Annotated in this window: 19 protein-coding genes, 1 tRNA gene and 1 pseudogene; 9 read left to right on the plus strand and 12 right to left on the minus strand. The window is 65.3% G+C overall.

Features of this window, described 5'->3' with window-relative positions:
• Window positions 1-189 precede the first annotated feature (189 nt).
• A complete protein-coding gene (gene mobH, locus C665_RS00505; protein ID WP_031329115.1) occupies window positions 190-2,037 on the plus strand; it encodes a MobH family relaxase in 1,848 nt (615 codons plus the stop codon).
• Between the two features lie 26 nt (window positions 2,038-2,063).
• Here mobH and C665_RS19910 read toward each other — a convergent pair whose 3' ends face one another.
• Window positions 2,064-2,369 (minus strand): helix-turn-helix domain-containing protein, encoded by a 306-nt coding sequence (locus C665_RS19910; RefSeq protein ID WP_003454714.1) that lies wholly within the window; start codon window positions 2,367-2,369, stop codon window positions 2,064-2,066.
• 104 nt (window positions 2,370-2,473) lie between these two features.
• Here C665_RS19910 and C665_RS00510 point away from each other — a divergent pair, with 104 nt between their 5' ends.
• Window positions 2,474-3,100 (plus strand): LysR substrate-binding domain-containing protein, encoded by a 627-nt coding sequence (locus tag C665_RS00510; protein WP_003454711.1) that lies wholly within the window; start codon window positions 2,474-2,476, stop codon window positions 3,098-3,100.
• A 32-nt stretch (window positions 3,101-3,132) separates the two neighbouring features.
• Here C665_RS00510 and C665_RS00515 read toward each other — a convergent pair whose 3' ends face one another.
• The 7 genes from C665_RS00515 to C665_RS00545 all read right to left on the minus strand — a co-directional run bounded on the left by C665_RS00515 (window position 3,133) and on the right by C665_RS00545 (window position 11,339).
• Window positions 3,133-4,989 carry a tyrosine-type recombinase/integrase gene (locus tag C665_RS00515; RefSeq protein WP_004265627.1) on the minus strand — a complete coding sequence of 619 codons (1,857 nt, stop codon included), beginning with the start codon at window positions 4,987-4,989 and terminating at the stop codon, window positions 3,133-3,135.
• 238 nt (window positions 4,990-5,227) lie between these two features.
• A tRNA-Gly gene (locus C665_RS00520) sits at window positions 5,228-5,302 on the minus strand.
• Window positions 5,303-5,384: 82 nt separating this feature from the next.
• Window positions 5,385-7,115, minus strand: coding sequence for a phosphoenolpyruvate--protein phosphotransferase (ptsP, locus tag C665_RS00525; RefSeq protein ID WP_004265629.1), 1,731 nt, complete (start codon window positions 7,113-7,115; stop codon window positions 5,385-5,387).
• Between the two features lies 1 nt (window position 7,116).
• The gene (locus C665_RS00530; protein WP_004265630.1) at window positions 7,117-7,386 is read right to left on the minus strand and encodes an HPr family phosphocarrier protein; all 270 of its coding nucleotides are present in this window, start codon (window positions 7,384-7,386) and stop codon (window positions 7,117-7,119) included.
• A gap of 53 nt (window positions 7,387-7,439) precedes the next feature.
• Window positions 7,440-7,829, minus strand: a complete 390-nt coding sequence (locus C665_RS00535; RefSeq protein WP_004265631.1) for a PTS sugar transporter subunit IIA — start codon at window positions 7,827-7,829, stop codon at window positions 7,440-7,442.
• Between the two features lie 493 nt (window positions 7,830-8,322).
• Entirely contained in the window at window positions 8,323-9,504 is a 1,182-nt protein-coding gene (locus C665_RS00540; RefSeq protein ID WP_004265633.1) for a Fic family protein, read from the minus strand.
• A gap of 209 nt (window positions 9,505-9,713) precedes the next feature.
• Window positions 9,714-11,339 (minus strand): ABC-F family ATPase, encoded by a 1,626-nt coding sequence (locus C665_RS00545; RefSeq protein WP_004265635.1) that lies wholly within the window; start codon window positions 11,337-11,339, stop codon window positions 9,714-9,716.
• 220 nt (window positions 11,340-11,559) lie between these two features.
• Here C665_RS00545 and C665_RS19920 point away from each other — a divergent pair, with 220 nt between their 5' ends.
• The 4 genes and pseudogenes from C665_RS19920 to istB all read left to right on the plus strand — a co-directional run bounded on the left by C665_RS19920 (window position 11,560) and on the right by istB (window position 14,874).
• On the plus strand, window positions 11,560-11,724 hold the full coding sequence (locus C665_RS19920; RefSeq protein ID WP_004265637.1) for a DUF1328 domain-containing protein: 165 nt from the start codon (window positions 11,560-11,562) through the stop codon (window positions 11,722-11,724).
• A gap of 89 nt (window positions 11,725-11,813) precedes the next feature.
• Window positions 11,814-12,449, plus strand: a complete 636-nt coding sequence (locus tag C665_RS00555) for a response regulator (protein ID WP_004265641.1) — start codon at window positions 11,814-11,816, stop codon at window positions 12,447-12,449.
• A 142-nt stretch (window positions 12,450-12,591) separates the two neighbouring features.
• Window positions 12,592-14,084 (plus strand): annotated as a pseudogene (istA, locus tag C665_RS00560) (IS21 family transposase).
• Window positions 14,077-14,874 carry an IS21-like element helper ATPase IstB gene (istB, locus tag C665_RS00565; RefSeq protein ID WP_004265643.1) on the plus strand — a complete coding sequence of 266 codons (798 nt, stop codon included), beginning with the start codon at window positions 14,077-14,079 and terminating at the stop codon, window positions 14,872-14,874. Before istA ends, istB begins: the two are co-directional and overlap by 8 nt.
• 116 nt (window positions 14,875-14,990) lie before the next feature.
• Here the strand turns inward: istB and C665_RS19925 are convergent, their stop codons facing one another.
• Window positions 14,991-15,263, minus strand: a complete 273-nt coding sequence (locus tag C665_RS19925) for a hypothetical protein (protein ID WP_245537115.1) — start codon at window positions 15,261-15,263, stop codon at window positions 14,991-14,993.
• Between the two features lie 75 nt (window positions 15,264-15,338).
• On the opposite strand from C665_RS19925, the gene C665_RS00570 reads away from it, so the two are divergent.
• A complete protein-coding gene (locus tag C665_RS00570) occupies window positions 15,339-15,983 on the plus strand; it encodes a hypothetical protein (protein ID WP_083854659.1) in 645 nt (214 codons plus the stop codon).
• 18 nt (window positions 15,984-16,001) lie between these two features.
• A complete protein-coding gene (locus C665_RS00575; RefSeq protein WP_157276995.1) occupies window positions 16,002-16,433 on the plus strand; it encodes a hypothetical protein in 432 nt (143 codons plus the stop codon).
• A gap of 23 nt (window positions 16,434-16,456) precedes the next feature.
• Here C665_RS00575 and C665_RS00580 read toward each other — a convergent pair whose 3' ends face one another.
• A complete protein-coding gene (locus C665_RS00580; RefSeq protein WP_211207570.1) occupies window positions 16,457-17,935 on the minus strand; it encodes an aminotransferase-like domain-containing protein in 1,479 nt (492 codons plus the stop codon).
• 97 nt (window positions 17,936-18,032) lie between these two features.
• Between C665_RS00580 and C665_RS00585 the strand changes: the two genes are divergently transcribed.
• Window positions 18,033-18,911, plus strand: coding sequence for a DMT family transporter (locus tag C665_RS00585; protein ID WP_004265648.1), 879 nt, complete (start codon window positions 18,033-18,035; stop codon window positions 18,909-18,911).
• 89 nt (window positions 18,912-19,000) lie between these two features.
• Here C665_RS00585 and C665_RS21355 read toward each other — a convergent pair whose 3' ends face one another.
• Window positions 19,001-19,498: a DUF3592 domain-containing protein gene (locus C665_RS21355; protein ID WP_083854660.1), complete on the minus strand. Its 498-nt coding sequence runs from the start codon at window positions 19,496-19,498 to the stop codon at window positions 19,001-19,003.
• The gene (locus C665_RS00590) at window positions 19,498-20,223 is read right to left on the minus strand and encodes an aspartate/glutamate racemase family protein (protein ID WP_004265650.1); all 726 of its coding nucleotides are present in this window, start codon (window positions 20,221-20,223) and stop codon (window positions 19,498-19,500) included. Before C665_RS00590 ends, C665_RS21355 begins: the two co-directional genes overlap by 1 nt.
• Window positions 20,224-20,547: the final 324 nt, after the last annotated feature.

A 20,547-nucleotide genomic window follows, 5' to 3' on the forward strand; every position in this document is an offset into this window, starting at 1 on the left:
TCCCGCATCAATCCGACTTGGGCCAAACCCGCATTGGTTGTGGTTCGGCAGGCGTCGTTGCCCTATATCCAAAGGTTTCCGTAAAGGCCAAAGGGCTGGGGAAGGGGCAAGGGAATGGGGCCAAGGGGAAAGGCCCTACCCGAAAAGGCCAAAAGGCTCTCCCGACCGGCCCGCCGTCTGGGGTTCGCCATGCTCTCGCTGTTCCAACGCAAACGGGTGCCACCTGCCGCCAGTGCGCCACCGCCCAAACCTCCCGCCGAGCCCGGCAAAGGGCTGATGCGGCCGGAGCCGGCCGCATCGCTGCTGGCGACGCCGCGCCGGCAGAAGCTGCTGGAACACATCTGGCAGCGCACCTCGCTGTCGCGCCGGCAGTTCGCCACGCTGTACCTCGCCCCGCTGGAACGCTACGCCGAGCTGGTCCAGCAATTCCCCGCGTCGGAGGCCCATCACCACGCCTATCCGGGCGGCATGCTGGACCACGGCCTGGAGATCGTCGCCTACGCGCTCAAGCTGCGGCAGTCGCATCTGCTGCCCGCCGGCGCCACGCCGGAGGCGCAAGCCGCCCAGGCCGAGGCCTGGACCGCAGGCACCGCCTATGCTGCGCTGCTGCACGACATCGGCAAGATCGCGGTCGACCTGCACGTCGAGTACGCGGACGGCACGGTCTGGCATCCCTGGCACGGCCCGCTGCGGCGGCCGTACCGCTTCCGCTACCGCAGGGAGCGCGAATACCGGCTGCACAGCGCCGCCACCGGGCTGCTCTACGCCCGGCTGCTCGATCCGGGCATCTTCGACTGGCTCGCCGACTACCCCGACCTGTGGGCCGCGCTGCTGTACGTCCTGGCCGGCCAGTACGAGCACGCCGGCATGCTCGGCGAACTGGTCGTGCAGGCGGACCAGGCATCCGTCGCCCAGGAACTCGGCGGCGATCCGAGCAAGGCCCTGGCAGCGCCCCGGCACGCACTGCAGCGCAAGCTGCTCGATGGCCTGCGCTACCTCCTGAAGGAAGAATTCAAGCTGAACCAGCCCCAGGCCTCGGATGGCTGGCTGACCCAGGACGCGCTCTGGCTGGTGAGCAAGACCGTCTCTGACAAGCTGCGCGCGCATCTGCTGTCGCAGGGCATCGACGGCATCCCGGCCAGCAACACGGCGGTGTTCAACGTGCTGCAGGATCACGGCATCGCCTTGGCCACACCGGACGGCAAGGCGATCTGGAAGGCCACCGTCACCAGCGATGCCGGCTGGTCGCACAGCTTCACCTTCCTGAAACTGTCTCCGGCCATGGTCTGGGATGCGGCCGACCGGCCGGCGCCGTTCGCGGGTCGCGTGCAGGCCGACGAGGAACAAGGGGCGCCGACACCGCAGGCACCGGCATCCGAAGCGCCAGGCTTGGAAAGCGCCGATACGGCGCCACCAAGCATCGCGCCGACCGTCCCTATGCCCACCGACAACGGCGTGGCTGCGCTGCTCGATCTGCTGAGTGACACGGCCCCACCCGTAGCGCCGGAGGCCCCGAGCGAACCCGAGCCTGCCTCGCCACCGGCGCCTACGGTGCTGCCGCAGATAAGCCTCGCGCCATTTCAGGATCGGCCGGAGCCATCCGGCGAGCATTTCATGGCCTGGCTGCGTCAGGGCATCCAGACGCACAAGCTCATCATCAACGACGCCAAAGCCTTGGTGCACAGCGTCGCCGGAACGGCCTACCTGGTGAGCCCCGGCGTCTTCCAGCGCTATGCGCAGGAACATCTGCAAATCGCCGCACTGGCGAAACCGGAGAACCTGGAGGGATGGCAGTGGGTGCAGAAGCGTTTCGAGAAGCTAGGCCTGCACCGCAAGCAAGCCAGCGGGCTGAATATCTGGACCTGCGAAGTCACGGGGCCGCGCAAATCCAGGCGACTGCACGGCTACCTGCTGAGCGCTCCCGAAGCGCTGTTCCAGGAAATGCCTCCGGACAATCCATACCTGCGCCTCCTCACCGAGGCCGTAAAGCGCGAAAATTCAGCCGCCGGTAATAAGAACGACAACGAACAGGGGTAGACAAGGAGCCACGGCGCGGGCCGGCTTCAGTCCGCTGATTTAGGCGGAGCCGTCTCTGCCAGCTTGGCTTCAGTCAGCGCCATCAAGTGGGCAGAACTGCATTTCAGCGCACGGGCGATTTTGAGAATGAGGGGGAGCGTGGGGACATGCTCGCCACGCTCGATCTTTCCCATGTGCGAACGCTCGATTCCTGACAGATGAGCCAGCGTTTCCTGGGCGATGCCTTGACTGGTTCTTTCTTCGCGCACGGAGGCCCCAAACGCGATGGCTGGTTCCGCTTCGTAGGTTGTTGTCCCGGTGGGCCGGCCTCTTTGAATCGAACGCTTTTGCATTGCCAAAAGCGTCGAGGATTGACACGATATAAACCACGTTAAACTTAACTCAATAGAAGCGACTTCATCGGTCGCCGCGAGTTCACTGCCTGGAGGAACTGGACGTGAAATCGAGCGATGCCTCCACTGAAATCCGGGTGGCTGTGCTCGGCGAGTGGGTGCCTTCACCGCTTGCCGACTTGCTGGCGTTGCAGCGCGCCGAAGAGCCAGAGACCGCCACCGCCTTGATCGGATGCAGTTCCACAGCGCAGGCGCAGGAACTGCCGCACGATAACTTTGACTTGGCCCTGTCCACAGCCGCCTGGGAGTGGCCAGGCTGGGTGTGCGAGCCGTTGTGGCATGACACGCTGGCAGTCGCCGTCGCCAAGCGCTCGCACCTGCTGTCCTACCGTGAAGTGCCTCGCCAAGAGCTGCTCAAGCAGCCGTTGATCTGCGCGCAGTCAACGGCCGACGAGCCGTGGCGCGCGGTGGCGCATGGCCTGGTCGAGGATGCACCGCAGGGCCATGAGCAGACCGTCAGCACCTTCGACATGGCGATGACGCTCGTCTCCGCGGGCTACGGCATTGCCGTCGCACCCGCCGCGAGACTGACCTGCTACCTGCGTCGCGGCATCGCCGCGCGGCCATTGGCTGGCGCACCCATCATCGTGATGGCCTACCTGCTTCGCCCGTCCTCGTCCTTGACCGAGCCCCAGGAAAGATTCGCCCGCCGCGCGCGCTCCGTGTCCTGAGACAGGGGCGCGCACTGCTGGGCGCTGGCGCGCTACGCAAACGCCACCTGCTGCGGGGACCACTCGCTTTCCTTCACCGTCGTGCTCACCGCCATGATGATCTTGTCGAGATTTGTGGCACTGACGCTTTCCAGAGCCGAGCCGCCGCGCAGCTTCGCGCGCGGCTGCAGGAGCGCGTTGTAGATCTGCCAAGGGTCGGCGCCCCTGGTCAGCTTGAGGACCGCCTGGATCAGCGCGTGCTTGACCGGATCGAGATGCCAATCCGGCACGCGCTGACCACGGTTGCCCAGGTTCAGCGCCAGCAGGTTGCCGGCCTTGATCTCGTAGCTGATCCACCGGCGGGACTTGCCCGCCATCTTCGCGTACTCGGCGACTGGCAGGTTGTGTGGTGCCTCGAAGACATCGACCAGTTCCATCCGCTGGCGCTGTATGTCGGACAGCGGTTCCTCCATGACGGAACGCGGCAACGGCACTGCGGGCAGCCGATGCGTCTCGGCTGACACCAGTGGCATCGCGTCTCCCGGCCTGGTCACGATCAGGAGCGGCGCCGACGCGGCCGCTGGTTTGGGTGGCGCACTCGCGGCTTCCTCATCCGAGAGGACGGGCACGCCCTCCAAATGAATGGTGAGCGGCATGCTCGCTGCCTCGACCATGTTCTGCTCGAAGAGATCGAGCCGGTCGGCCCAATCCTGCATCATCCGCCGCCGCTGCTCGACGTACTCGGCGTGGTTGTAGGTGGCACTGACCTTGTTGGGATCGACGTGCGAGAGTTGCGCGTCCACCCACACCTTCGGGTAGCCGATCTCGTTGAGCGCGGTGGACATCGTGCCCCGGATGCCGTGCCCGGTCAGCAGGTCGCGATAGCCCATGCGCTTGAGCGCGCCGTTGAGCGTGTTCTCGCTCATGCGCTTCTTCAACTCGCTGTCGTGGCGGAACAGATAGTGCTGGGCCGGTTTGAGCTGTTCGAGCAGGTGCCGGACGATCTCGATGGCCTGCACCGACAGCGGCACGATGTAGGGTGGAATGTCCTTGGGCAACTGGCGCTTCCTGCGCATGTCCACCTGGAGCTGCTTCACGACCTCGGGCGGGATGATCCAGAGGCCCCGATCGAGGTCGAACTGATCCGGCGTCGCCAGGCGCAGCTCGCCCGTGCGCACGCCGGTGAATAGCAGCAGCCGCAGACCGAGCTGGGTCTGCAGCCGGCCACGATACTTGCGCAGGCGCTGCAACAGCTTCGGCAACTCGGCCATGCGCAGGAACGGGTTGTGGTTCACCGGGGGCAGCGGCAGCGCCACCACGTCGAGGTCGGAAGCCGGGTTCTGCTCCAGGCCCGGCACGACCACCAGCGCGTAGCGGAACATCTGGTTGAACCACGTCCTGACTTTCTCGGCGACGGAGAGCGCCTTGCGCCGCTCGATCCTGGCGATCACTTCCAGCAGGTCAGGGCGTTTGATGTCGTAGATCGAGCGCTTGCCCAGCAAGGGCAGCACATCCTTGGCGAAGACGCGAGGGAGGATCGAGAGGGTGGTCTGCCGGCCCTTCTTGAGGCCGCGTTCGCGGTGGGCAAGCCACTTCTTGTAGATCGCCTCGAAGGTGTTTTCACCGGCGAGTTTGACCGCGGCGCGCTTTTGCTTGCGGTGAAGGCGCGGGTTGATGTCCTTGGCCACCAAGGCGCGCGCCTCGTCACGCAGGGCGCGTGCCTCACGAAGGGACACCTCGGGATAGGTGCCCAGCGACATGCGCTTGGGCTCCTTCATCCAGTAGTAACGGAAGTGCCAGCTCTTGCTGCCCGTGGCCGTCACGGCCAGGGAGAGACCATCGATGTCTGGAAGTGTGTAGGCCTTGCCGGTGGCTTTGGCTTGGCGGACCACCAAGTCTGAGAGTGCCATGCTCTAGCTCCTGAACATGAGTCAGGAACCAGATGCTTAACCCATCGACCTCAGCGCCCTAGCAACAATCCGGAAGCCGTCGTGCCCGCAAAAATGGACACAAAAATGGACATAAACGTCGTGGCTTCAGGTGGATTTCCGTGGAGCCCACTGGAACATCGAGGTGTCGAAAACTCAACCAGAATCAACGACTTACGATGCCTCTTGGACTTCCTCAGAATTCCCTGGAACGATGCAGTGGAGCGGGTGAAGGGAATCGAACCCTCGTCATGAGCTTGGGAAGCTCAGGTAATAGCCATTATACGACACCCGCATTTCGGGCCGATCTGGCGCCGACCGCGAAGAAGGCCGGATTGTACTGCCACGGCCGGTGCGCTTCAACCGCGGCGGTGTTTTCAGGCGGTGAGCCGTTCCACCGCCTCGCGGATGCGTGCCGGCTCGTCCATCTTGAGGATGCGCTGCACCCTGGGGGCGAGCTCGCCGAGGTCGGCGCGCAGCACCTGCTGCTTGATCTCGAGGATGCTGCCCGGGTGCATCGAGAAGTTGCGCAGGCCCATGCCGAGCAGCAGCTCGGTGTACAGCGGGTCGCCCGCCATCTCGCCGCACACCGACACCGGCAGGCCGAAGCGCGCGCCGCTGGAGATGGTGCCGGCGATGAGCTTGAGCACGGCGGGGTGGAGCGGGTCGTAGAGGTGCGCGACGGCCTCGTCCGAGCGGTCGATCGCCAGGGTGTACTGGATGAGGTCGTTGGTGCCGATCGACAGGAAGGCCAGCCGCCGGATGAACATGCCGAGCGACAGCGCCGCGGCGGGCACCTCGATCATGCCGCCGATGCGGATGCCCTCGTCGAACTTGATCTTTTCGGCGCGCAGCTCGGCCTTGGCCTTCTCGAGCAGGGTCAGGCACTGGTCGACCTCCTGGGCGTGGGCGAGCATCGGCACCATGATCTGCAGGCGGCCGTGGGCCGAGGCGCGCAGCAGCGCGCGCAGCTGCGTCTTGAACATCTTGGGCTCGGCCAGCGAGTAGCGCACCGCGCGCAGGCCGAGCGCCGGGTTGGGTTCCTCGCGCGCCTGGGCACCGTTGAGCGCCTTGTCGGCGCCGACGTCGAAAGTGCGGATGGTGACCGGCTTGCCGGGCAGGGCCTTGACCACGGCGCGGTAGGCCTCGTACTGCTCTTCCTCGTCGGGCAGGGTGTCGCGGCCGATGAAGAGGAACTCGGTGCGGTACAGGCCGATGCCGTCGGCGTTGGCGCTCTTGACCGCGGGCAGGTCCTTGGGGCCCTCGATGTTGGCGAGCAGGTTGACCTCCTCGCCGTCGAGCGTGGCGGCGCGGGTGTCGCGCAGGCGGTTGAGCTTGGAACGCTCGATCTCGAGCTCGCTGCGGCGCAGGCGGTATTCCTCGACGATCTGCTCGTCGGGGGCGACGATGATCACGCCGCGGGTGCCGTCGACGATGATGAGCTCGTCGTCCTCAAGCAGGTCGCGCACGTGGTGCAGGCCGACCACCGCGGGGATCTTGAGGCTGCGCGCGACGATCGCGGTGTGGCTGGTGGGGCCGCCGACGTCGGTGACGAAGCCGGCGATGTTGTGGTCGCGGAAGCCGATGGTGTCGGCGGGCGACAGATCGTGGGCGACGACGATGCTGCCCAGCCCGTCGCGCCGACGCGGCGGCAGGTGGCCGGGGTGGCCGAGCAGCACCTTGACCAGGCGCTCGACGACCTGGACGACATCGGCCTGGCGTTCGCGCAGGTAGGGGTCCTCGATCTGGCGGAACTGCTCGACCAGGTGCTCCATCTGCTGCACCAGCGCCCACTCGGCGTTGCAGCGGCGCTCGGTGACGAGCTGGCGGGCGGCGTCGACCAGCATCGGGTCGGCGAGCATCATCAGCTGCAGATCGACGAAGGCGCCGACCTCGCTGTGCGCCTGGCCGGAGGTGGTGATCGCCTTGAGACCGATCAGCTCGCCCTGGACGGTGGCGAGGGCCTCGTCGAGACGGGCGAGTTCATCGTCGAGGTAGCGCGGCGCGACGTGGTAGTGATTGACCTCGAGCAGCGCGTGAGAGACGAGGTGGACATGGCCGATCGCGATGCCCTGCGAGACCGCCAGGCCGTGCAGCGTGAATGACATCTCATTCCCCTTCGCCGAAGCGGTCGGCGACCAGCTCCTGGATGGCCTGCAGTGCCGCGTCGGCGCCCTCGCCCTGGGTGTCGATGGTGATCGTGCTGCCGCGCGCGGCCGCCAGCATCATCACCCCCATGATGCTCTTCGCGTTCACCCGGCGGCCGTTGCGCTCGAGCCAGACCTCGCACGGAAAGCTGCTGGCAAGCTGGGTGAGCTTGGCCGAGGCGCGCGCGTGCAGACCGAGCTTGTTGATGATGGGGGCGTCTCCTCGCGGCATCTTCGCGGTTCTCCGTGGTGCGTTCGTTCGTATGTTCTTGTTGGCGGGTGTGATCAGCCGGGCTGCACGCGCGTCACGCCGTCGCCCGCGCCGCTGACGGCGCGCCGGATCAGGGTGTCGAGGTTGCCGTCGCGATGGGTCAGCACGCGCAGCAGCATCGGCAGGCTGACTCCGGCGACGAGCTCGATGCGCCCGGGCTCGATCAGGCGCGTGGCGACGTTGCACGGGGTGGCGCCGTAGAGGTCGGCGAGCAGCAGCACGCCTTCGCCGTCATCGACCGTGGCGATCATCCGGCGCGCGAGGGGCAGCGCGTCGGCGGGATCCTCGCCCGCCGACAGGCCGAGCTGGCCGAGCAGCGGCGGGCGCTTGTCGAGGACGTGGCACACGCACTGGATCAGCGCTTCGCCGAGGGTGCCGTGGGTGACGAGAAAGAGGCCGATCATGGGGTTCTCCGCAGCCTTCGATTCTAGCCGACTCGCCGCCCGCCGTGCCGCTGCGGGCGGATCGAGTGCGCGGGCGAGGCGAAATCCCATCTGTCATGATCTGTTTGTACAAAAATATGTAGAAAGCTGCAAGACTCCGCCCCTCGTCGCCGCGGCGAAGGCTCGGCCGTGCGCGTGAATTCCACGAATTCCCATAATGACAAGGAGCTGCAATGACGGATGGCAGCGATCCGATGGCTCCCTCGGGGGCGGTCAATCCGATCGACACCGACTACAAGGTCGGCCAGGACAACATCGTCCTCAACGTCGGGCCCTTCGGCCTCGACATCCACAACCGCGTGTTCGCGGTGTCCGGCCTGCTGGTGGTCGCCTTCGTGATGCTCACCCTGGTGCTGAACCGCCTGCCGTGCGTCCACGCTGGACCCGGGCGCTCCTCCATCGTGCGGAATTGCGCTCGACTCGCCAGGACCGCCGCGAACCTGCAGATGCGGGATCAGGGCGCCTTGACGTTCTTCGGACGGATGCAGCCCGGCCACAGGCGGTTGTCCGTGTCGAGGAAGACGAGTTCGAGCTCGCGCAGCTTCTTGAGGTCGCGGCTGCGGGTCTTGTCGTTGAGCTTGAGGTAGAGGCTGGCGTACCACGGGGCGTGACGTACCGCGTCCAGCCCCTGCGCCTGCCCCTGCGCCAACAGTTGCGAGACGATGGTGTACTGGCGCGGGTTGAGGGTCTTGTTGTCGAGCAGCTCGCGGCAACGGCTCTGGAAGAGCAGGACGCCGACGAGGCGATTGACCCGGTCGTGCAAGGCGTCGATCGTCGCCAGCATGCCTTCCTGGTGAAAAAGCACGAAGTCCGTGTTCGGGTGGGGCCGGTGCTTGTCCGCCCCTTTACGGCAGGTGTTGAAGAGCGTGAAGTAGGCGTCGATGTGCTCGAGGTAGTAGCGCGCCAGCGCGAAAGGGGCGTATTCGTAGCCGGCGGCCTGCAGCAAGGTCGCTTCGACGACGCGCCCGACACGGCCGTTGCCATCCCAGAAGGGGTGGATGAGTTCGTAGTAGTAATGCACCAGCGGCGCGCGGACGAGCGGGTGGATGCCTGCATCCACCAACTGGCCGTGCCAGGTGATCAGTGCTTCGAGCAGGCGCCAGATGTCGCCCCCGTATTGTGGCGGCTTGTAGCGTCCGCCGTGCTGCGGACTGCCGACCTGGGTGGTGCGTCCCTTGGGGGTGTCGCGGAGAAGGCCGGGGCGGTTGTCGGCGTGCGGCAGATCGTGGGTGATCAGGCCGTGCACCTCGGTCATGAAGTCGATCGACAGCTTCCAGCCCGGATCGAGCGCAGCCTGTCTTGCGCGTTCGTAGGCGGCCTTGATGTTGAGCACCCGCCGCTGCTCGATCTCCTGCACCTGCGCGGGATCGAGGTCGATGGCGGAGCGTGTTTCATCCTCGGTGAGCGTGCCGCCTTCGATCGTGTTGGTCCCGTAGATGCTGCTGGCGATCACCTCGCGCTCGAGTTGATTCGCCACCTGCGCGAGCGGCGAGGCGACGAAGCGCCGATGGGCATCCTCGACGCGCTGCATCGGAAGCTGCAGGCGGCCAGTGTCGACGCCCACCTGAAAGAGGAAGGGGCCAAAGCGGTCGGTTTCGACGCGCAGCGCGAGCTCGGGAATCTCGGAGGCGATCATGTCTGCCGGAATGTCCGCTCAAAAAAACAGAATTTTATTATATTTTCAATGAGATGGCGCGCGTTATCGGCGATCCGTGTCCGTCCGGATGTCCAGCGCTCGAGGCCTGATGGACCCGGCTCGGCAAAAGCGAAGGGGCGAACCGGCCGCCGCATCGCGCGGCAGCGGGTTCGCCCCTTGTCGTGCAACTGCGGCCGGAGCCGCCCGGATCAGTCCAGGCCCTGGGACTGGAGATACTCTTCGTACGTCCCGCGGTAATCCACGATCTGGTGATCCAGCTTGATCTCGATGATGCGCGTAGCCAGCGAGCTCACGAACTCGCGGTCGTGGGAGACGAACACCAGCGTGCCGTTGAACTTGTCCAGGCCGGTGTTGAGCGACTCGATCGATTCCATGTCGAGGTGGTTGGTGGGCTCGTCCATCAGCAGCACGTTGGGGCGCGACAGCATCAGCTTGCCGAACAGCATGCGGCCCTGCTCGCCGCCGGAGATCACCTTCACCGACTTCTTCACCTCGTCGCCCGAGAACAGCAGGCGGCCGAGCGTGCCGCGCAGCAGGGTCTCGTTGTCCTCGCCGGTGGCGGCGGCGGTGATGCGGGAGTAGGGCGCGATCCAGTCGGTGAGGCTGACGTCCTCGGCGAAGTCGGCCGAGTGGTCCTGCGCGTAGTAGCCCGGCTTGGCCTTCTCCGCCCACTTGATGGCGCCCTTCTGCGGCGCAAGCTCCCCAACCAGCAGCTTGAGCAGGGTGGTCTTGCCGACCCCGTTCTCGCCGATGATCGCGACCTTCTCGCCGGCCTCGATGGCGATCGAGAAACGGTTGATCAGCGGCTTGTCCATGCCCGGATAGGCGAACGAGATGTTGTCCACCTCGCAGGCGAGGCGGTGCAGCTTGTCCTTGTCGTCGTAGTCGAAGCGGATCCACGGGTACTGGCGGGAAGACGGCTTGACGTCCTCGGGCTTGAGCTTGTCGATGAGCTTGAGGCGGCTGGTGGCCTGCTTGGCCTTGGACTTGTTGGCCGAGAAGCGGCGTACGAAGGCTTGCAGTTCCTGGATCTTGTCCTTGGCGCGCGCGTTGGCCGACGACTGGCGCTCGCGCGCCATGGTCGACGCTTCCATGTAGTCGTCGTAGTTGCCCGGGTAGATCGTGATCGTGCCGTAGTCCAGGTCGGCCATGTGGGTACAGACCTGGTTCAGGAAGTGGCGGTCGTGCGAGATGATGACCATCGTGCAGTCGCGGTTGTTGAGCACGTCCTCGAGCCAGCGGATGGTGTTGATGTCGAGGTTGTTGGTCGGCTCGTCGAGCAGCAGGATGTCGGGGTTGGCGAACAGCGCCTGGGTCAGCAGCACGCGCAGCTTCCAGCCGGGGGCGACCTCGCTCATCGGGCCGTTGTGCAGCTCGGTGGGGATGCCCACGCCGAGCAGCAGCTCGCCGGCGCGCGCCTCGGCGGTGTAGCCGTCGTACTCGCCGACCTTGCCCTCGAGTTCGGCGGCGTGCATGTAGTCGTCCTCGGTGGCGTCCGGGTTGGCGTAGATCGCGTCGCGTTCCTTGATCGCCGCCCACAGCTCCTCGTGGCCCATCATCACCACGTCGAGCACGCGCATGTCTTCGTAGGCGAACTGGTCCTGGCGCAGGTAGGCCATGCGCTCGTGCGGATCCTTGGAGACGTTGCCGGCGCTGGGGTCGAGGATGCCGCACAGGATCTTCATGAACGTCGACTTGCCGGCACCGTTGGCCCCGATGAGGCCGTAGCGGTTGCCGTCGCCGAACTTGACGGAGACGTTCTCGAACAGGGGCTTGGCCCCGAACTGCTGGGTGATGTTGGCTGCGACGAGCACGGAAGCGTCCTGATTTTCAGATAAAACAAAGCCTTGGATTATAGCGCAGCGACGCTGCGGCGTGCGCTGCGAGTCGGAGCCGATGCGCGGAGCTGTGCCCGCGTGTCGGAATCGTCCGACGCCGGTTTAGGACCGGGCCGATGGGGCGGAGCGGGGGTGGCGCCTAAAGTGAAGACGTGATCCGGGGCTGCACCGCCCGGCGCCCTCAAAGGAGAACATCATGCTGCACTACGCCGTCGTCTTCTTCGTCATCGCCCTCATCGCCGCCGTGTTCGGTTTCGGCGGCATCGCCGCGGGTGCCGCCGAGATCGCCAAGGTGCTCTTCGTCGTGTTCCTGGTGATGGCGGTCGCCAGCTTCGTCATCAACCTCGTCAAGGGACGGTGAGTCCATGGCCCGCGTCGTTGGTGGGGCCGGCCTCGCCGGCCCGCTTCGGCTATGCTCGCGCCCCTACACCGCATTCCGGACCTCCGCCCATGCTGCGCATCGCCATCGTCGACGACCACCAGATCGTGCGTGCCGGCTTTCGCGAGCTGCTGGCCGACGAGCTCGGCCTCGAGATCGTGTTCGAGGCCGCCTCGGGTGAGGCGGCGCTCGAGTCCCTTCGCGAACAGCCGGTCGACGTGCTGCTGCTCGATCTGTCGCTGCCCGGGCAGAGCGGCGTCGACGTGCTGCGCGCGGTGCGCCAGCGTTACGAGGGCATGCGCGTGCTGATGCTGTCGGGTTTCCCGGAAGAACGCTACGCGCTGGCGATGATCCGCAACGGCGCCGACGGCTACCTGTGCAAGGACTGCTCGCGCGAGGCGCTGCTGCAGGCCATCCGCACCGTGGCGCAGGGCCGGCGCTACGTGTCGGCGCGCACCGCCGAACTGCTCGCCGACGAGCTCGGCGGCGGGGGCGGCGGCGCGCCGCACGAGAAGCTGTCCGACCGCGAGCTGCAGGTCTTCCTGCGCCTGGCGCGCGGCGAGTCGGTGTCGGACATTGCCGCCGTGCTCAACCTGAGCGTGAAGACCATCAGCACCTACCGCACCCGCCTGCTCGAGAAGCTCGGCGTGGCCAGCAATGCCGAGCTGGCGACCTACGCGCTGCGCCACGGGTTGATCCTGGACTGAGGAGCTCGTGTCGATGAGCGCGCCACTGTTGACGCGCACTGAAAACTACCCAGATTTCGCGGGGTCTGCGCGCTGAAAAGTACCCAGGTGATTAACCTCCGCCGCTTCCGTCGAGGAGCGGGGAACCGAGGAGATGATCACCATGAATCTGCTGGGGAAGGTCAGAAGGCTGTACTACCGGGAGGGGCTCACGCTCTCGGAGATCGAGCGTCGCACGGGGCTGACGCGCAAGACGATCCGCAAGTGGCTGAAGGCGCCTGAAGGGGTTGACCCGAAGTACCAGCGCAGGGTCGGCGACACCAAGATCGCGCCGTACGCGGCGCAGCTGGTCAAGATGTTGGAGACCGATGCGCGGCGACCGCAACGGGACCGGCGCACGGCGCTGAAGTTGTTTGGGCAGTTGCAGGTGCAGGGGTTCGACGGCGATTACAGCCGCGTCACCGAGTTCATCCGGCGCTGGAAGGCCGAAGGCGGTGCATCGGTCGCGAAGGCCTTCGTTCCGCTGCAGTTCGAGCCGGGAGAGGGGCGCACCAGTTCGACTGGAGCGAGGAGCATCTGGTCATCGGTGGGGTGTGGCGCAAGGTGCTCGTGGCGCACCTGAAGCTGTGCTACAGCCGTGCCTTTGTCGTGCAGGCGTATCCGACGCAGAGCCACGAGATGCTGTTCGATGCGCACGCGCGGGCGTTTGCCGCGCTCGGCGGCGTAGCCCGGCGCGGGATCTACGACAACATGAAGACCGCCGTCGACCGGGTGAAGAAAGGCAAGGCGCGGGTGGTCAATACACGCTTTGCGGCGATGGCCTCGCACTACCTGTTCGAGCCGGACTTCTGCAACGTCGCCAGCGGTTGGGAGAAAGGCGTCGTCGAGAAGAACGTGCAGGACAGCCGACGGCGGATCTGGCAGGAGGCGGCCGAGACGCGCTTTGGTTCCTTCACCGAGCTGAACCTGTGGTTGCTGGCGAAGTGTCGCAGCCTGTGGCATGAGCTCAAGCATCCGGAGTACGACCTCAGCCTGGCGGAAATGCTCGAGCAGGAGCAGCCCAGCCTGATGCCGATGATCACGCCCTTCGACGGCTACGTGGAGACGCTCGGCAAGGTGTCGAGCACCTGCCTGGTCACGTTCGAGCGCTGCCGCTATTCGGCGCCGTGCGAGTTGGTGGGGCAGATGGTCGGCATCCGGGTGTATCCCGAGCAGATCGAGCTCGTCGCGCACGACACCGTCGTGGCCCGTCACGTGCGCAGCTTCACGCGCAACGAAGCGCGCTACGACTGGCAGCACTATCTGCCGCTGATCGAGCGCAAGCCCGGTGCGCTCAGGAACGGCGCACCCTTCGCCGACATGCCCGCGCCACTGCAGACGCTGCGCGCACTGCTGCTCAAGCGCGAAGGCGGAGATCGGGTCATGGCGAAGGTGCTCGCCGCCGTGCCTCAGCATGGCCTGGGGGCGGTCATCGTGGCGGTGGAGTTGGCGCTCGAAGCGGGCCGCCCCAGCCCCGAGCACATCGAGAACGTGCTCAATCGCCTGAAGTCGGCCCCTGCCACGCCGACCGTCGACACGGTACTGACCCTGAGCGAAACACCGGTGGCGGACCCGCAGCGTTACGACCGGCTGCGTGCGGAGGTGAGCCATGCGTGATGTGCTTGCCGAACTGAAAGCCCTGCGCCTGTACGGGATGGCCGACGCCTGGGCGGAGCTGGTGTCCACGAGTGATCTCGGGTGTCAGAGTTCGGGTTGGCTGCTCGAGCACCTGCTCGAGGCCGAGCATACCGACCGTCACCTGCGCTCGATCCGCTATCAACTGCAGGCGGCCCGCTTCCCGGTGCATCGGGATCTGGCCGGGTTCGACTTCGAGCAGTCGAAGGTGGAGCGGGCGTTGATTCAGGAACTCGCCACACTCGACTTCACCGCGCAGGCTCACAACGTCGTCTTCATCGGTGGCACCGGCACAGGCAAGTCGCATTTGGCCACGGCCCTGGGGGTGTCGGGGATCACCCAGCACGGCAAGCGGGTGCGGTTTTACTCGACCGTTGATCTGGTCAATCTGCTCGAGCAGGAGAAGGCGGCCGGCAAAGCCGGCAAGCTCGCCTTCTCGCTGCTGCGCATGGACCTGGTGATTCTCGATGAGCTGGGTTACCTGCCGTTCAGCCAGAGCGGCGGAGCGCTGCTGTTCCATCTGCTCTCGAAGCTGTACGAGCACACCAGCGTGATGATCACGACCAACCTGAGCTTCGGTGAATGGGCCAGCGTGTTCGGCGACGCAAAGATGACCACGGCACTGCTCGACCGGCTCACCCATCACTGCCATATCGTCGAGACCGGGAACGAGTCCTATCGCTTCCGTCAGAGCTCGGCCAGCGCGCGGTCGCGGATCAAGGACCGCGAGCAGCGCAAGCGCGGCCCCCTCACCGAGGACGAGCCGTTCTGATCCCGGCGCCCGCGCAGAGAAGCCCGCTTCGGGCTACGCCCTTCGCGGGCTTCTCTGCGCACACTCACGAACGGTAACTCGACTAAACTGAAAAGCAGTTGCTGCATGACGGGCAACTAAAGTGCCTGGGTAAAATTCAACGCGCACCGCTGGGTAGTTTTAGACGCGCGCCGACAATCCGGTACTTCTTCTGCCTCCACCGGCAATGGCTGCAGATCGGGAAGCGCCTTCTTCAATCGTTCGACGGTTTCACGCGTACGCGTGGACAGGGCCGCGCACGCTTCAGGGCTCTCGTCGGCCGCCCAGCGCGCATCGGTTGTCAGGTCCGAGCCCTGCTGCAGAAGGCGGGGGTGGACAAGCAGGACGTCGAAATTGTAGCTATGCTGCATGCGTTGCCCGCCGATCAAGAGCTGCCCTGAATTATGCCGAAGAAATCAAAGCCGACAAGGTACAAGCAACTTGTGATGGGCATGTTGCTGTCGCTCCTGGCTACCAGCCCCAGTCTGGCAAATGACCGTGCTGCCGGCCGGACTTTGCGTCCGACAGCGGTGGCCATTCACATCCACGAAGAGATCGCCGACCAACGCTTCGTTCCGAAACTGGTAGCGCGCCTGCAGGACACCCTTGCACCACCGATCGTGACGATCCCGACCAAGATGGATCTCGAACCTTTCCGGCCAACGCTCGGGCTCATGGATGCGCGTCCGCTACTCGATGCCTTGATCGGCGGCATCGACTGGCGACGGGACGGGACCGTCGTGCGCTTCGTCGTGATCGCCGACGACATGCAACTGAAACCGGCGCGTTTCAACTTTGCCGCCAGTGCGGGAGACACGAGTACGCCGTTTCACCTTTCGATCGTTTCGCTTGCGAGGCTGCAGCAGCTCGCCGACGGTGGGCGCGTGGATCGCGACCCCGACCGCACCGCCCAACGCGTGTTCAAGCTGATCGCCAAGAACACCGCCCGGCTCATGGGATACGCGTCGAGCGATGCCTGCCTTTTCGCCTTTCCTCGCAGCCTCTCCGAGCTCGATGCCACGCCGGAGAACTTCTGCGAGCCGGACCTCTCGGCGCTTGTCGTGGCGGGCATCGCTCGATCGCCGCAGTAGTCGACGGCGGCGACAGCAATGGAGCGAGCCTCACAACACGATGATCCGGATCTCAAGGCACGATCCGACGCGCTCCGGCGTGCGGCGGGTTATCGGGTCGATGGTCGTCTAGACCCCATCGTCAGAAGAAGGTCAGTCACGAGGAAGGTTTTGACTTTTCTTGTGATCGCGCTCGTATTCGGATTCGCTATCGACTTTGCGAACCGGCTCGATCCGCATGCCGCCGCCGCAATTCTCTGGTTGGAAAGCAATTCATCCGTGAAGGAGCAGGTGGGGGAGATCGGGGGGGCACGCATCGTCAAGGTCCGTTACTTCGGCGCTCAAGCGGGACGCCGAGGAGTGGATCGTGAATACTTCTTCGTGGTGCGAGGTTCCAAAGGGCACGCGCAGATCGTGGTGCGTGCCGAAAGGGATGAGCAGGGTCTCTACATCTATCAAGTACGGGAGTGAGGAAGCAGGCCAACACCGCAGAATCAGTCGAGCGTCCGGCAAGGACCTTCGGCGAGCGCACCGGCCAGCCGCTGGAAGCCCTCGATGAGGGCATCGTCTCCCGGACCGCTCACGCTCGCGCGTATGCACTGCGGGACACCGATGCGGCCCACCGCGAAGGATTCTGCGGCCTTGACGACGACACCGTGCGTCTCGAGCTCGGCCGCCAGTTCGCTGGCTCGCCACGGCTCGGGCAAGGTAATCCAGTAGTGGTAGCAGCCCTCGTCGGTGCGTGCCTCCAGCCCCGTGAGCGTCGGCTCGACCAGCGCCTTGCGGCGGCTGATTTCGGCACGTTGATGGGTGCAGAGCCTTGCCGCGGTGCCGTCGAGGATCCAGCCGGCGCCGATCTCCGCCGTCAGGGGCGTCGCCATCCAGCAGGTCGTGCGCACCGCACTGGCGATCCGGCCGACGAGATGATCCGGCGCTGCAATGAACCCGACGCGCAACCCCGCCGACACTGCCTTCGTCAGGCTGCCGATGGTCACCGTGCGGGAGGGCGCGAATTGCGCCAGGCTCGGCAGGTGTGGCGCTACCAGCACGCCGTGCGCATCGTCCTCGATGATCAGCACGTTGTGCCGCAGACAGATATCCGCGATCGCCTGCCGGCGCGCCAGGTCCATGGTTCCGGTGGTCGGATTGTGGAGGGTCGGCGTGCAGTAGAGCGCATGCACCCGCTGCCGCGAACACGCCTCTTCCAGCGCCTCGGGCAGCAAGCCCTGCGCGTCCATCGCCAGGCCGTCCAGGCGAACACCGAGCCCTCGCGCGGCGGCCACGAGCCCGGGGTAGGTCAGGTGCTCGGAGACGATCAGCTCGTCCTTGCGCAGCGTCGCCATCATCGTGCATAGCAACGCGTGCTGGGCGCCGTTGCTGACCACGATATGGTCCGCAACCGCGTCGCGCCCGCTGAGCCCTATCCATTGCGCCCCGGCCTCGCGATGCCGCCCCAGACCGGTGTCGGGGAGATAGCTGCCGAGCTGCGTCAGCACTCGCCGGTCGCCGCCAAGGCGCAGCAACGCCTCGCCCAGAAGCGCCGACTCTTCCCCCGGGATGTGCATGTTGCGTGACAGGTCGATGAGGCCGGGCTTGCCGTCCGGCGCATTGTCGAATTCGTTCTTGTGCGTCCGCTCGCCAGGGGGCAAGACGTAGGTGCCGTCCCCGACGCGGGAGGTCACAAGGCCCTGTCGTTCGATCTCGGCATAGGCGCGACCGACCGTCCCCACCGTGACCGACAGGGCATCCGCAAGCACGCGCAGCGGCGGCAGCTTGGCGTCTGCTCGAAGGCGGCCGTCAAGAACGGCCTGCGCAAGCGCTTCGCCGATCACGCGGTAGCGCGGTCGCCCGTCGGGGACCGCCGAGCGCGCAATTGTCACCGCGTCAATATACTTGTTGACCCTCATATGTAAGGAAAATACGCTTTCGATCATGAATTCATGGTCGATTGTACTCGTATTGTTGGGGTGCATTCGGCAGCGATCGAACGGAGACGGACACCTCATGCCATCGAGCACCCGAATACCTGCAGCCGAAACCGGCCAGACTGCGCGCTCATCCGCGGTCGTCGTGGCCATCCTCTTCGCCATCGTCTGCCTCACCTGGGGGACGACCTGGCTCGGGATCAAGCTGGCCGTGGACACCGTGCCGCCTCTGCTGGCTGCGGGCCTGCGCTTCGTCATCGCGTTTCCGCTCTTGTACTTGATCGCGCGTGCGCAGCGTGCGCCGTTGCTGTTTCCCGAAGGGCAAGGCGGACTTTTCGTGCTGATCGTGATCCTTTACTTCGCGCTGCCGTACCTGCTGATCAATGCCGGCGAGCAGTACGTGAGTTCCGGGCTCGCCGCGCTTTTGTTCAGCACGATGCCGGTCTTCACCGTGATCTTCTCCGTCTTGATCCTGCGCGAACCGATCTGGGCGACGCAACTCGTCGGAATCGTCGGGGGCTTCTTCTCACTGGGCATGATCCTGCACGAGCAGGGCGTCGGCTTCGCCTACCGCAGCCTGTTCGGGGCCGCTGCCATCCTGCTGGCGGCACTGCTGCATGCGTATTGCTACGTCACCACCAAGAAGCGGGGCGCAGCGATCGGAATCGTCACCTTCAACACGCTGCCGATCGGGATTGCCGGCATCGCGCTCACCCTCGTCGGCGTCATCGTGGAGCGGCCGGATGTGTCGCAGTTCTCCGCGACCTCGCTGGGCGCTCTCGTCTATCTCGGCACGGTCGCGTCGGTCGGCGGCTTCCTGGCCTATTTCCACCTGCTCAAGCAACTGAGCCCGGTGGTGCTGTCGTTCGTGTTCCTGATCTTCCCGGTGATCGCGGTGATCCTGTCCGGCTGGCTGGAGCACCGGGGCGTGTCGCCGGCGTTCGCCGGATACTGCGTCGTGCTGATCGCGGCGTTCGCGCTGACGAAGCTGCAGATCGGTCGGCTATCCAGAGCGCGCGTATGACCCGACTTCACGAGTAGTCCGGTGCCCCGGTGGGCAAAGTGTCTGGCCGGAAGTCGCCGTCTGAAGGGCGTGGAGCCTAGCCGTTCGATTTAGGCGACGTTTGGCGCGATACGGCAACCTTTGAGCAAGAGCGACCCCCAGTAGAGCCAACCCAGGAAGAACATGGGAAAGAAAACGAGACCCTCCCATGCACTGCGAGTCATATAGCCAGGTAACAGTGCCGCGTTTGGTGGAGACTGCGGGTCATAGTAGACGCGCACGGAACTGCCGGGCGGGTAGCTGTCTGCTACGCGGCTTGCAACCTCGGATCGAAAACACTGTTCGACATCTGGCACCCGTGCGCTCGACTCGAATGCCTTGTCGCGCACCACGTATGTGTAGTGTATGACGGGTACGGAACAATACGTCCTTCCGCGGGTTTCGTGCTTGACGATGGTGCCCGTGACGTGTGGCCAATGCCTTGAGTCCAGCGTATCTCGGGCGCCTTGGATCGACTCCGCACCGTAGTACAGGACTGGAGCGCCGAGCAGCAGCCACACGGCAAGCAGCAATGAACGGGGTGGCGTTCTCGGCAAACCGGCGGACATCACATGTGCGCCCGAGGCGTAGCTGAATCGACAGCCGCCAGCGCCAACTCTGCCGCGGCGGCGGCATGAATCGCCGTGGTGTCGAACAACGGAACGCTCGCGTCCTGCTCGCCCACCAGCATAGAAATCTCGGTGCAGCCCAGGATGATGCCCTGCGCGCCGCGCTCGACCAGGCGCTGCATCACGTCGCGATAGGCCTGGCGCGAACGCTCCTCGATGCGCCCCAGACAGAGCTCCTCGTAGATCACCCGGTGCACGAGTTCGCGGTCGTCGGCCTCGGGTGTCAGCACGTCGATGCCGTGCCGCTCGACCAGGCGGCCACGGTAGAAATCCTGCTCCATCGTGAAGCGTGTGCCGAGCAAACCGATGCGCGACAAGCCGGCCTTGCGTATGGCGGCCGCGGTCGGGTCGGCAATGTGCAGCAGCGGGATCTTCACGGCCGACTCGATGGCAGGCGCCACCTTATGCATGGTGTTGGTAGACAGCACGACGAAATCCGCGCCGGCACGCTCGAGCGCCCGTGCAGCGTCGGCGAGCACGGCGCCGGCCGACTCCCAATCGCCACAATGCTGCAGGCGCTCGATTTCGGCGAAATCGACGCTGTAGAGCACGACCTTCGCCGAATGCAGCCCGCCGAGTCGGGCCTTCACGGCTTCATTGAGCTGACGATAGTAGGGAACAGTGGATTCCCAGCTCATGCCGCCGAGGAGACCGATGGTTTTCATGAACGTCGCGCGATAAGAATGAGGTTAGACCATGCCACGGGAATTGCTGCGTTCCCAACACGGACGGCGTCCTGACTAACTGGCTGATCACAACTCTTCGGTCCGCCGGGCAAGCAGGTCGCGCAAGGCAAGTTCCGGCCGCTGCGAATGCTCGCCGAGGCTTAGCGTACGCTTTTCTCTGTTTCGTGAGCTGGCCCCTATGACGGCCCTGTCACAGGATACAACGGCCCGATGTGTCCTGTGTCTCGCGCGGCGCCCGAAATCTGGAACGGGGCGACCACTGGTGGACTTGGCCGGGCCCGTCTCATCCGAAACGAGAGTACG

This window comes from Thauera aminoaromatica S2 (assembly GCF_000310185.1).
In the GTDB taxonomy this organism is placed as follows: Bacteria; Pseudomonadota; Gammaproteobacteria; order Burkholderiales; family Rhodocyclaceae; genus Thauera; species Thauera aminoaromatica.